Source organism: Streptomyces sp. MNU76, from assembly GCF_020982545.1.
In the GTDB taxonomy this organism is placed as follows: Bacteria; Actinomycetota; Actinomycetes; order Streptomycetales; family Streptomycetaceae; genus Streptomyces.
Map to the genome: position 1 here is coordinate 692,983 of NZ_JAJKLK010000019.1, position 12,377 is coordinate 705,359.

11 protein-coding genes are annotated in these 12,377 nt (G+C 73.4%); 4 read left to right on the top strand and 7 right to left on the bottom strand.

The features are described 5' to 3' along the window. Positions 1–196: 196 nt before the first annotated feature. The 7 genes from E4N62_RS29585 to E4N62_RS29615 all read right to left on the bottom strand — a co-directional run bounded on the left by E4N62_RS29585 (position 197) and on the right by E4N62_RS29615 (position 7,147). The gene (locus E4N62_RS29585; RefSeq protein ID WP_230219495.1) at positions 197–1,705 is read right to left on the bottom strand and encodes an ATP/GTP-binding protein; all 1,509 of its coding nucleotides are present in this window, start codon (positions 1,703–1,705) and stop codon (positions 197–199) included. After that, the gene (locus E4N62_RS29590; RefSeq protein WP_184904757.1) at positions 1,702–3,195 is read right to left on the bottom strand and encodes an SCO6880 family protein; all 1,494 of its coding nucleotides are present in this window, start codon (positions 3,193–3,195) and stop codon (positions 1,702–1,704) included. Before E4N62_RS29590 ends, E4N62_RS29585 begins: the two co-directional genes overlap by 4 nt. A 204-nt stretch (positions 3,196–3,399) precedes the next feature. Continuing rightward, positions 3,400–4,593: a hypothetical protein gene (locus E4N62_RS29595; RefSeq protein ID WP_230219496.1), complete on the bottom strand. Its 1,194-nt coding sequence runs from the start codon at positions 4,591–4,593 to the stop codon at positions 3,400–3,402. A gap of 1 nt (position 4,594) precedes the next feature. Next, positions 4,595–5,395, bottom strand: coding sequence for a hypothetical protein (locus tag E4N62_RS29600; protein ID WP_230219498.1), 801 nt, complete (start codon positions 5,393–5,395; stop codon positions 4,595–4,597). Between the two features lie 31 nt (positions 5,396–5,426). Continuing rightward, positions 5,427–5,723 carry a hypothetical protein gene (locus tag E4N62_RS29605; RefSeq protein ID WP_045559387.1) on the bottom strand — a complete coding sequence of 99 codons (297 nt, stop codon included), beginning with the start codon at positions 5,721–5,723 and terminating at the stop codon, positions 5,427–5,429. 624 nt (positions 5,724–6,347) lie between these two features. Next, positions 6,348–6,608 carry a hypothetical protein gene (locus E4N62_RS29610; protein WP_230219500.1) on the bottom strand — a complete coding sequence of 87 codons (261 nt, stop codon included), beginning with the start codon at positions 6,606–6,608 and terminating at the stop codon, positions 6,348–6,350. Continuing rightward, a complete protein-coding gene (locus E4N62_RS29615; RefSeq protein WP_230219502.1) occupies positions 6,605–7,147 on the bottom strand; it encodes a DUF6668 family protein in 543 nt (180 codons plus the stop codon). The genes E4N62_RS29610 and E4N62_RS29615 overlap by 4 nt, the downstream gene beginning before the upstream one ends. A gap of 388 nt (positions 7,148–7,535) precedes the next feature. Between E4N62_RS29615 and E4N62_RS29620 the strand changes: the two genes are divergently transcribed. The 4 genes from E4N62_RS29620 to E4N62_RS29635 all read left to right on the top strand — a co-directional run bounded on the left by E4N62_RS29620 (position 7,536) and on the right by E4N62_RS29635 (position 11,644). Beyond that, on the top strand, positions 7,536–8,570 hold the full coding sequence (locus E4N62_RS29620) for a peptidoglycan DD-metalloendopeptidase family protein (protein ID WP_230219503.1): 1,035 nt from the start codon (positions 7,536–7,538) through the stop codon (positions 8,568–8,570). Positions 8,571–8,680: 110 nt separating this feature from the next. Beyond that, entirely contained in the window at positions 8,681–9,442 is a 762-nt protein-coding gene (locus E4N62_RS29625; protein WP_230219504.1) for a hypothetical protein, read from the top strand. Between the two features lie 7 nt (positions 9,443–9,449). Next, a complete protein-coding gene (locus E4N62_RS29630) occupies positions 9,450–10,364 on the top strand; it encodes a hypothetical protein (RefSeq protein WP_230219505.1) in 915 nt (304 codons plus the stop codon). A 92-nt stretch (positions 10,365–10,456) separates the two neighbouring features. Further along, the gene (locus tag E4N62_RS29635) at positions 10,457–11,644 is read left to right on the top strand and encodes a tetratricopeptide repeat protein (RefSeq protein WP_230219506.1); all 1,188 of its coding nucleotides are present in this window, start codon (positions 10,457–10,459) and stop codon (positions 11,642–11,644) included. Positions 11,645–12,377 lie beyond the last annotated feature (733 nt).

Below are 12,377 nucleotides of genomic sequence, written 5' to 3' on the forward strand. Positions count from 1 at the left end.
CACCAGGGGCTGCGCCCTTGGACCCCCAGACGTCCGTCCGGTGGGGGCTGGTCGCGCAGTTCCCCGCGCCCCTTGAGGGCCTACGGCCACTCAGGGGCGAAAGCACGGGCGCAGCCCCTGCTTTTCAGGGGCGCGGGAACTGCGCGAGAAGCCACACCGAACCCGCACCCGCCCACGAACCGGCACCCCCACCCCACTAGGCGCCCTTCACCAGTGACGGAGTCCACCGCGTGTTCGTGTTGTGGAGTTCCCGCTCCGTGTCCGTGATCGACACCTTGATCGGGATCCCGGGCCGACCACCCACCTTGATCAGGAAGCGGCCGCGCCCCGGCGGTTCCTCGTTGCCCCCCGTGCTGGCCCACCCCGGCGGTGACGACCACGACGACACGAGGTCGATCTCCCGCTCCGACAGACCGACGATCTCCCCGAGCTCCCTCATCTCCGTACGGGGAAGCCCCGCGCACACCACCATCCCGGCCCGCTCCACGAACCCGCGCGCCTTCGCCCGGTCCGCCTCGCTGCCCAGCGCCTCCGCGTCCTTCAGCGTGTGCGTGATCTTCGCGTCGCCGAGGCCGAGGGACCGGTTGAGCCGGGTGAGCGCGTCGATGCGTTCGACGATGCCGGAGGCGGCCCGCAGCGGGCGCCACAACTCGTCCAGCACCGTGAAGAACCAGCGCTGCGGTGCCAGACCCGCGTCGGCGAGCGCATGGGCCGCCGCGACCGTGCCGAGGCCGTCCGACCACGCCGCCAGCATCGCCGCCGCCGTGAGCTGCGTGTCCGCCTCGCCGATGCGGGAGATGTCGACGCAGACGGCGGGCGAGGCCGGGTCGATCCGGGTGGAGGTCTCGGCGGCGAAGGTGTCGCCGAGCGGCCCGTCCAGCACACCCAGCAGCGAGCGGTGCAGCGGGTCCACCGCCTCCTGGTAGCGCGCCACGTCGCCCCGGTCGAGGGTCACCGCGCGCACCCGGTCCGGGCCCTCGTCCAGGACCTTCAGCAGGTCCGGGAGGAGCGGCGCCCGGCCCGGCTTCGTACGTTCCGTCAGATGGTGCAGGCAGGCCGAGAGGACGGACTGCTCGTGGTCGTCCATGGGGCGGCCCCGGACGATCGTGATCAGCGCCGCGACCATGTTCAGCACCCGGCCGTGCGCCTCCGCCGCCAGGATCCGGCCCCGTTCGCCGCCGATCCGCAGCGCCGCCTCGCCCATCGCGCCCGGGTCGAGGACGTTGATGCCGCCCACCCCGCGCCCGATGGAGATCACCTGGCCGCCGAGCGCCCGGACGGTGTCGGCGTAGTCGGGCTTGAGGTCGCCGAGGACCAGCGGGGTGATGCCCGTGGCCGCCATGCCGATCAGCATGCGGTTGACCAGCGTGGACTTGCCGAGGCCCGGCATGCCCAGCATGAACAGGGACGGGTTGGAGATGTAACGGGCACGGGTGAACCAGGAGATGGGGTCGCCGCAGACCGTGGCACCCGTGTGCAGGTGCTGGCCGAGCGGCACACCCGTCATCGGGGCGCCGGAACCCGCCGCGAAGGGCCACAACCCGCACGCCTGGACCGTCGTGGCCCGCCACAGCGCGGGCGGGTCGACATGCCCGACCTGACCGCCGCCGGGGCCGAACCACCCACGCGGGGGCGCTACTTGGGGCCGTACGGGACGGGTGGGACGTGTCTGACCTGCGGAACCTTCAGCAGCGCGCTCGCTCACAGCGCCTCCCGGATCTGGTACGGAACGAGGGTGTGCTCCCACGGCAGCAGGCCGACGGGGAGCGTGCAGGTGAACGCGGAGGCCTGCATACGGTCGGCGGGGCGCATCAGGATGCGCGAGGACGCCTGGAGGTTGCGTACGGTGATCGCCGCGTCCGGCAGCTGCTCCTCGTCGTCGACGGTGACCGTCACCATCAGCGAGAACTCCACGAGCCCGGCGCCCGCCGCCTCCTCGGCCGCCGTCTGCTCGGCCGCCTGCATCTCGGAACTGGCCCGCGCCTGGACCAGCCCCCGCTTGGAGCCGGCCATGAAGTGCGCGGCACGCCGGTCGGCCTCGACGATACGGGCGGAGGTCGCCGGGTCGATCGGGCGGTAGACCAGCGAGACCCGCTTGCGGCGGGTGCCCGACGCCGGCTCCAGCAGGCCCCGCAGCACGCTGGACCGGACCGTGCCGCGCGGCGCCAGCGTCAGCATCCAGGTCCGCGAGACCCCCGAGTCGTGCTTGTACGACTGCACCGTCTCCACGGCCGCCGCCGGACCCGCGTCCGCCCAGTCGAGGCCGGTGGTGGACTGCTCGGCCCGCGCGCTCAGCACGTCGGGGGCCACGGCGGGGTCGTACGCCACCCGTACGATCTCCGCGAGCCGGTCGGCGGAGAGCGGGTACGCGGAGCCGCCGCCGGCCGCGACCAGGCCCGACAGCAGGCCGGGCAGCCGCATGGACAGGTCGGTGACGACATCCTGGACGTCCCGCTTGGGGCCGCCCGTGGGGCCGTAGGTGAGCGCGATGTAGGTGTGCATCTCGGAGGAGGCGGACGGGTAGCGCGCGACGACTTCCTCCATCACCGCGCGGGCCGCCGCCGGGGCGTCCGGCGAGATACGCGGCAGCACCTCGGCCGCCAGCCGCGTCCCGGTGTCCGGCGCGGTCTCCACGACGACCTGGGCGCCACGCAGGCCCGGCTCGTGCGAGAGCCGGGAGAGCCAGTCGCCCCAGGACGCCACCCAGATGTCGACCTGCTCGGGGTCGACCAGCGAACCGCCGTCCGGCTCGCAGGCCAGGACCACCGTGCAGAGGTTGCGGCCGGGGTGGTGGATCACCCCGAAGGCGCGGTTGTAGGCGTCCCGGCCCTCGTACATCTTGGTGCGGGCCAGCAGGCCCGGCGGCTGGAAGCGGCCGCCGGGACGCTTGGAGAGCGGGCCGGAGACGTACGTCGTGGAGCCGTTCGCCTTGCGCCTGAGCCAACCGATACGCACCGCGACCACCTGGTAGATGTTGCGGCCGTCCACCGTGCGCAGCGCGAGCGGCGCGAGGAAGAGGCCGAGAGGGATGAGGACGAGGACAGCGGCCAGCAGCGAGACCAGCGAGGCGAGCAGAGCGACCAGGAGTCCGCCGAAGGCCACGACGGTGCCGAGGAGGCCCAGGGGGCCGAGACCGGGGCGGCGGGGGCGGCGCCAGTTTCCGTAGGTGGGACGCGTGAGGGCGTCGGTGGACATGGGGGTTCCTTCTTCCGGCTGAGGTCGCTGGTTTCCGAGTGCCGTCGCTGGGTGCGGGGTGCTGGGTGCCGCGTGTTGGGTGCTGGGTGCCTACGAACTCGGGGCGCTGGGGTCGGATGGCGGCTGCGGGTGGTGCGTGGTTGCTCGCGCAGTTCCCCGCGCCCCTGGAATGAGGGCCTGCGGCCCCATTCCAAGGGCGGGGGCCTACTGGTTGTGGCCCTTCATCCCGTCGTTGTCGTCCAGGGAGCCCGCGACCTCGGAGGCCGCCTGCATGCCGGTCTGGACGACCACGGCGGCGGCCTGGACCGCGACGGCCGCGCCCGCCGTGGCCGCACCCGCGGCGGCGGTACCGGCCGCCGCGCCGGCGCCACCGGCACCGCCCGCGGCGCCGCCCGCCGACGAGCCCGCACCCGAGGACGGCGAGCCCTGGGGGCCGGCGGAACCGCCGCCCCCGCCGCCGCCCGACTGTCCGGCCGCGCCGACGGCACTGCCGGCGATGCTGACCGCGCCGGAGGCCATGTTGTTGGCGACGCCGAGGGCGACCGTGCCGCCCGAGGTGCCGCCGAGGGCGGCCGTGGCAGGGACGATCAGTTTGAGCAGGGCGGGCAGCGCGAACACCGCCATGATCAGCATGCCCATGCCCGCGATGACCTGGTTCAGGTCCTTGGTGTCCTTGGTCATCGAGGTGGCCGAGTAGATGATCAGGGCCGCCGCCGGCTTGTACAGCAGCCAGGCCGCGAGCCAGCCGATGTGCTTCTTCCACCAGCCCTCGCCCCACCCGGTCATCGAGGAGGCGGCGGCCAGCGGCAGCGTGCCGACCAGCATGATCAGCACTCCGATGCGGATGTACATCAGCACGATCTGCACGAAGCTCGACAGCATCACCAGCAGACCGAAGATCAGCACCAGACCGGGCTGGTTGAGCGTCAGCACGCCCAGCATCTCGTTGGCCTTGTCACCGAGGTCCGATCGCGCGTACACGTCCTTGGCGTACGCGTCCGACGCCTTCATCAAAGCGGTGACCACGGGTACGGAGGCCGCGCCGACGAGGATGACCTTCCACATCCCCATGAACGCCTGCCGCATCGACTGGCCCTTGCGGTCCACGGCCATCCGGATCGCGGCCAGCAGCAACGAGGCCACCGCGACGTAGGCGACGATCCAGTTGACCTCCGCGGTGATCTGACCGATGGGACTGGCGGCGGTCGCCTGGCCGTGGCCGCCGCCGTTCCCCGTCGGGTCCTTCACGTCGATGTTCAGCCAGACGCCGTTGAGCGCCTTGAGGACCTCCGCCGCGCCGTCGCCGATCGCCTTGGCGAAGACGACCACGGCACCCTCGGTGAACTGCTTGCCGCCCTCTTCGATCACACAGTCGTAGAGCTTCCAGGAGCAGGCCATCTCACGCCTCCCACGTGACGAAGCCGTCTGTGCCGCTGACCTGAGACACCCCGCTGTAGACCGTGCCGTCCCGGTCCGGGGCGAGCTTCCAGTCGCCGTCCCGCCAGCGCACGGTGACCGAGGCGGAGCCGAAGCCGCCCTCGCCCATGCCGCGCACCAGGACCATCACGGTCGCCTGCGTCTCGTCGTACGACAGGACCGTGAAGCCGGCGTAGCCACCGGCGTCCGGCGAGCCCGTGGTCGACTTGTTCGCCTCCTGGGAGCGGCTCGCGATCAGCGCGTCGCGGCCGGCGCCCGGCACGACCTGCTGGTCGACGACCTCGCGCCAGCCGTCGTAGCTGAGGTGGTCGGTGATGGAGTGGACCGCCATGACGGCGCCCAGCGGGGTGTGGGCGAAGCAGGACCAGACCGGACCGTCGTACGTGCGCGGGCCCGCCGCCCTGGAGACCGGGACCAGGCCGGTGCCGTTGGCCTTCCAGTGGAAGTCGCGCGGCGCCTCGGTGGGCTTGTCCTGGTCGCGGTCGTCGGTGCGGCAGCCGGCGGGCCGCTTGTCCGAACCGCCCTCACCGCCACCGGAGTCCGAGCCCGGGTCCGAGCCCGCTTCCGAGGACGAGGTCGGCGCCGGGTCGGGACCGCCGGACTCGTCGGCCGACCCCTCGCCGCCGTTGCCCGTGATCGCGAAGAGCACCGCGAGGACGAGCAGGACCGCCAGGAACCCGGCCGACAGGATCCAGCCCCGCTGCTGCCAGAACGGCTGCTCCCACTCTCCGCTGCCCCCGTGGGCCCGGCCGGAGTTCGGCATCGTCGCTCCCCCTTTCGACGTGCTCGGACGACTAGAAGACGAAGTTCACGAGCGGGCCGGCGGTGGCGACCAGGACACAGCCGCCGAGGACCATGCCGAGTCGGCCCATGTGCTCCGAACCCTCGCCGCGGCGCATGGAGATCGCCATCATGGCGCCGCAGATCAGCACACCCGCGACACCGGCGGCGGTGCCGGCCCAGGCGACGATGCCGAGCACGGTGTCGACCTTGCCGGTGAGTTCGGCGGGGGCGTCGCGGTTGGGGTTGGGGACCGTGCCGTCGGCCAGGAGAACGGACTGATGAGCCTTGGCGGCTATCGCGTGCAGCATGTGGTTTCTCCCCGTGGTCTCGGCCGTCCCGTCGTGGGCGGCGGGACGGTGTCGACCGATGTGAGCGGATGGGACATTGGTTGCTTTCGGGGCCGGCGTGACGTGCCCGGGTTCCCGGTCGCTCTGTGAGCTTGGCGACTGCTGTGAGCCGAAACCAAGCGATGTAGTGATCCAGCACCTGTCGGTGACGTGCTCGTGACAGACGGGAACTCCTCGTCATGTCCGGGACAGTGACGAGCCGTCAGAAACGTCGGGACCTGCGGCTAAGTGGAGGGTGTCGCACCGACGTGCGAAGAGGGTGATGTGTTCATGTGCGACGGGCCGCGCGTCCTCGCGCGGCGGGAGTCATGTGTCCTTGCGTGTCGGGGCCGTGCGCCGGGGCTGTGACTCGGCGCACGACGGGCGCGTACCAGCGCGTTACGAGAAGCCGCCCGAAGCCGCGGCGGAGGCCGCCGGAAGATGCGGCGGAGGCTGTCCGAAGCCGCGGAGGAGGCCGTCCGAAGCCGCGGTGGAAGCCGTCAGGCGTGGCCGAAGCCGTCTGAAGGCACGGCGACGGCCCGTCGGTTCCCCGCCCCCTAGTGGCCGTCGCCCTGTCCTACGCTCGGTGTCCCGCTCGGCGTCCTCCTACAGCACGAACCCCACGATCGGTCCGGCCGTCGCGCCGATGATGCAGGCGCCCATGACCACCGCGAACTGGCTGAGGTGCTCGTCGCCCTCCCCGGCCCGCAGCGAGATGGCCATCCGCGTGCCCACGATCATCAGCCCGCACACGCCGGCCGCCGTGACCAGCCAGGCGAGGATGTTCAGCACGTAGTTGAGCTCGTTGGTGACCACGGCCGGAGGCGCGGCCAGCGTCGAGGTGACGGCGTACAGGGTGCTGCTCATGGGGTCCTCCCGGTCAGACGGGCCAGCGCCGCGCTCTCCCGGGGCGGCGGGCCGGAGAGATCGCCGGTGCGCCAGGCGGGCACCCACGGCACGCGGTAGACGTCTATGACGGAACCGATCACTTTCACGCGCTGCACCAGTTGCCGGGGCAGCCGGCCGGGCGCGTCCGCGACCAGCACGATCGCGTCGAGGTCGAGCCCCGGCGGCGCGTCGCCCCGCCGGAAGATGTCCAGGGTGTGCGAGACCGCGTCGAGCCCGGCGGCGTGCGTGCGCCCCACCAGGAGCACCGACCCCGGCTCGCCCTGGTCGGGACGCGGCCAGTTGCGGCCCGCGTCATGCCCGCCGAAGACCGTCGCGAGGGTGGTGGACCCGGCGCCGCCGTGCGTGGCGACCCAGGAGAACCGCCGCGCGCTCGCCAGGGGCGCCGGGTCCGGCGGCCGTGCCTCCGGCTCCGTCACCGGACCCCGCACCCAGATCTCCGGCCCGGCCGCCGCCTGTCCCGTCTCCGGCCGCATCACCGCATCACCGCTCTCCACCACTCCCCGTTTCCGACGCTGATCACAGCGGCCCGCTCGGCGCGGTCCGCCCGTCGCAGTCTTCCTGAGCCCGTGGCGCCCGTCGCACCCGGCGGGGTGCCAGCCGCCGTTGCGTGCCCGGCGCGACGCCCATCACCGATCTTCACGGCGTACGGGCGGCTTGGGAATCGGGACGTGAGTTCCTGCGACGAGCCTGTGACGCACCGGTGACGCGCGGAGCGGGGGTGAGCGGAGAGACTCGTCTGACTGGACCCAAGTGGCAGGAACATGACGGAACGAAGTCCGGATGCATGACGGAACGACGTCACGAGGAGCATGACGGAACCGCGTCACCGCATCTCGTCCCATCCCGTCCCATCCCGTCCCGCCACTTCGACGCTGAGGGGAGCAGATGTCCAACGGGGGAGGGTCCGTCACGACCTGGGTCGTCGGCGGCTGCGTGGCGGCCGTGCTGATGCCGGTGGTCATGATGGTCGCGGTGAGCGGCGGCGGCGAAGCCGAGGCCGAGGAGCAGGGTGTCGGGGGAGGACTCAAGTCGGGCCAGGTACCGGCCGAGTACGTGCCGTGGGTGCTCAAGGCGGGCGCCATGTGCGACGTCATCAAGCCCGCGGTGATCGCCGCGCAGATCGAGGCCGAGTCGGGCTGGAACCCGAACGCCAAGTCCCCGGTCGGCGCCGAGGGGTTGAGCCAGTTCATGCCCGGCACCTGGCCGAGCTGGGGCAAGGACGACGACGGCAACGGCCGTGTCTCCCCGTACGACCCCGGCGACGCGATCATGGCCCAGGGCCGCTACGACTGCGCCCTCGCCAAGCAGGTCCAGGGCTACAAGGACCGCGGCCAGGCGACCGGCGAAACCCTCGACCTGGCGCTCGCCGCGTACAACGCCGGTCCGGGCGCGGTGCAGAAGTACGGCGGCATCCCGCCCTACACCGAGACCCAGAACTACGTCGCCCGCATCAAGTCCCTGATCTCCAAGTACGAGTCGGTCGACGACCCGCCGGGCAAGCTCCCGGCCGGCCGGGAGATGGCGATGCCGCTCTCCGGCAACCCGCCCGTGACCTCGCCGTACGGCTGGCGCATGCACCCCACGCTCGGGGTCCGCAAACTGCACACGGGCATCGACTTCGGCGCGGCGTCCGGCACGCCCGTGCTCGCCGCCCGCGACGGCGAGGTGACCTTCGCCGGCTGGAGCAACGGCTACGGCAACCGTGTCGTCATCTCCCACGGAACCATCAACGGCGACACCATCTCCACCACCTACAACCACATGCTGTCCGGCCTCAGCGTCGGCGTCGGCGACAAGGTCAAGGTCGGCCAACGCGTCGGCCTGGTCGGCTCGACCGGCTACTCGACCGGCGCCCACCTCCACTTCGAGGTGCAGCAGAACGGGGCGTACGTGAATCCGGCGCCGTGGCTGGGGCTGTAGTGAGGATGACGACGGGTGCGACGGGTGCGACGGGTTCGACGGGTTCGACGGGTTCGACGGGTTCGACGGGGCAGGACACTGAGGTGAGGAGGGGAACCAGGGTGAACGTGATGCGTGATGCGCGCGGTGGGCGCGAGGAACGGGCCGCGCGCGGGTCCGGCCGCTCCGGCGGGGTCGTCCGTCGGGCGGGCGTGATGGTGCTCGCGACCGTGACCGGCGTCGCGGTCCTCACCGCCTGCGGTCTGGAGGACCACCGCGAGACGGCGGGCGGCTCCACGGCCACGTCCGAACCGCCCTTCACCCCCAAGGCCCCCCTCCCTTCGGGGAGGTCACTCGGCCCGGACGCCCACGTCCCGAAGCCCACCGGCGTCGACGAGACGGACGCGACCGCCGTCGCCGAGGCCTGGACCGAGGTCGCGTACGGCCACGACACCAAGTACGACACCGGCCCGCACGACGCCGTACTGCGCTCCGCGCGCTGGTTCACCGCCGCCAAGGCGAAGGCCGAGCGCTCGTACCGTCCCGCGAGCGGCGCCGGCGAACAGTGGAACTCCTGGGCCGCGCACCAGGCGTGGACCACGGTCGAGGTGGAACCGGACGACGACGGGGACGCGCCCTCCGACTCGGCCAGGGACGCCTACCGCGCCCTCTTCGTCGACGGCACCGCACACGGCCGCGACGGCTGGACGGGAACCGGCCCTCAGGCCACGGTGTACGTGAAGCTGGTGCGCTCGGGCAAGGGCGAGCCGTGGCGGGTGGACGAGGTGCGTACGGTGGAGGCAGCGATACCGACACCGGACCCGTCCACGTCGGCCGCAACCGCCAACCCCGCAACTCCTCTTTCTCCTTCTCCTTCTGCCCGACCCGAGTGAGGGAACGATGACTCGACTCAGCCGCGAACAGAAGCGGGAACTCAAGCGCGCGGGACGCGTGCCGGCCGGGCTCACCCCGATCGACGTACGGGTCTCGGCCGAGGCCGGTGCGACGGTCGGCGGCATGCCGGTGCCGCCGGCCGCCGGGGAATCCCTCCAGAGCGCAGCCCTCGACTACCTCCACCGGCTGGCCCTGGCCACCGGTCACCCCGTCCTCGCCACGGTCCACGACGAACGCATCGGCTATGTCGTCCCGCTGCAGATCCACGTCGACGGCTCCAGCCACTACGCCGGCGAGCCGGTACGGGTGGGCGAGCCGCAGGGGTTCGTGGCGCGGACGGGGAGCGGGACAGCCCGGAACCGCCCACCTCGGCCCCGGCCCCGGCGTCGGCACCGGCCCCGTCCCCGGTCCCGCGCCGCGACAGGTCGACGCATGTCCTGCGCGCGGTTCCGGAGTCGGCGGCCACGGGCGGACTCCCGGCCGAGCAGGGCGTTCCGCACACCCCGCAGACCCCTCCGCGCCACACCCTCACCAGGACCCGAACTGGCAGTCGGTCGCGCAGGCCCCTGCCCAGGTCCCGCCCCAGGCCGAGGCCCAGCAGCCGTGGCAGCCGCAGGCGAGCTCGGAGGCACCGGCGCCCCCGAGCATCGCCCGCAGCCGCAGCCGCAGCCGCAGCCGCAGCCGCAGCCGTCCGTCCAGGCGGATGTACGGCCGGACGCGCGGCCGGAGTCGCAGTCGCACCCGCAGGGGCAGCCGAGGCGGGAGCCCAGCACGATGCGGTTGGCGGCGAGCGAACCGGCGCCCACGGCGGAGCCGCTCACCCCCACACCCCAGCCCGAGCGCCCGAAGCGGGAGCCGAGCACCCTTCCTCTGACGGCGGCGAAGCCCGCGCCCCCGGCGGAACCCGCGCACGCCCCGTAGGCCCTCGCACCCGCACCCGCGCACGCCTCCGAACCCGCGCACGCCCCCGACCGCAAGTCGGCCGCACCCGCCCCTCCGAGTCGGCGCCGCCCGTGAAGCGCGAGCCGCGGACGATGCCGCTCACGGCGGCGAAGGAGAAGCAGGGCGCGCAGGGCGACGCGTCGCAGCAGGCGTCGGGCGGGGTCGTTCCGTCGACGTTCGTGCTGCGCGCGGTGCCGGAACCGACGGAGGGCCCCTTGGCGCAGCCGCCGCGCACCCCGAACCTGCCCCTCACCCTCCCCGGCGTCCCGGTGGCCCCGGACGCCCGAACCTCGGCTCCCGAGCCCGCCCAGGACCCCGCTCCGGCCGTCGGCACGGTCTCACCCCCGACCGGCGAGTTCGGCCCGCTCACGGCCCCGGCCTCCCTGGACCCGCAGCCGTGGCCCGCGGCCCCGGCCGACGTCCCCACCCGGGCCGGCGCACCCGCACGTCCCGGCATCGACGCACCCGCACGTCCCGGAGTGGCGCACATCCCGTCCTCGGGGCCCGCCCGGAGTCCGGGCCCGTCTCGCTGGAGCCCCAGCCCTGGCCCCCACTCCGACTCCGGCCCCGATGCCGCTCCAGACGCCGCCCCCACCACGCCCACCCCGGAACTCGCACCCCTCTCCACGCCGGCCCCTGTGGAGGAGTCCGCGTCCGACGCCTACTCCGCCCCCGAGTGGAAGGTGCTGGAGGAGGACGACGCGCCGAAACCCGCGCCGGTACGGGAGTTCGACGCGGTGGCCGAGGCGGTGCTGGACCCGGAGGAGGACGGCGGCACCCCGTCACCGTTCGCGGAGGCCGTCTCGCGCATCAACGAGGCCGTGAAGCTGGGCCGCATCCAGGAAGCCGCGGAGATGGCCGAGCAGACGGTCGCACAAGCGACGGTGGCGCTGGGCCCCCAGCACCCCGAGGTCCTGAAGCTCCGCGAACTCACCGCCTACATCGCCTACTTGGCCGGTGACGCCCTTCGTTCGTTCCATCTGTCGCTCGATCTCGCAGGTCTCCGCCACCGCATGCGCGACCAGCGGGCCGCGTACGGCAACATCCAGAGCGCGGCGGCCGCCTGGCGCGCGGTCCGCGACCCGCTCCAGGGGCTGCACCTGGGCCGCGACCTGATCGCCGTCTGGACCGACCTCGCCGCGGACGCCGGCCCCGCGGCCGACGACCTGGAGCAGCTGGAGAAGGCCCGCACCCGCATGACCCGCCTCACCGACCGGGCCCGCGCCCTCGACTCCGCCCCCTACGCCCATGGCCAGTGACCCCACCCGAAGCCACCGCCGCCTCCCCGGCCACGCACTCGACGGCCCACCTCACCGCCCACCGACAACCCCGACGGCCACACCTCTGGACCCGAGCGCCCCACCGGCAGACCCGACCGGCCCACCCCGCACCCGGCCGCCCCACCGACCTTTCCCGAGCGGCCCGCGACTCCTCCTCCGCGGCGCCCCCGAACACCGCCCCACCCTCCGTCCCCGGGTCGAGGTGACCGTCAACGAGCTGACCGGCACCCTGAGTTGGCGCACCCTCGACCGGTCGACCCAAGCACCGCCCACCCAGCACGGCACCCCCGGAGCCCCGGTGCCCACCGCGCGCCCGGCACCCCTCACCGCCGTACGCCCGCGCCCCAAGCGCTCGCCCCTGAGCGCCCGCGCCGCTGCCCTGCGCTCCGCCGGTCTCGACCCTCCCGCACCCCGCGAAGGGCGCCGCCCATCCCGACGCACCCGGAGCCGTCCGGGCCGCGCTGAGCGTCGACGTCGGAGCGCTCACCCCGAGCGGCGCACCAGCCAACTGGCCCGGCTCGGGCGCGCTCCGCCGTGGCCGCCGATCTCGCCCACCACGGCATGCCCACCGCGGTCGCGTCCCGCCTCAGCCGTGACCCCCCGTCGACCCCCACCCCGCTCCCACCCACCGCCGGTCACTCTGACCCGCCATCCGCTCTCCTACGCCCCACGCACACAAACGGGGCCGACCGCGGCGCTCCCCACCGCCGGC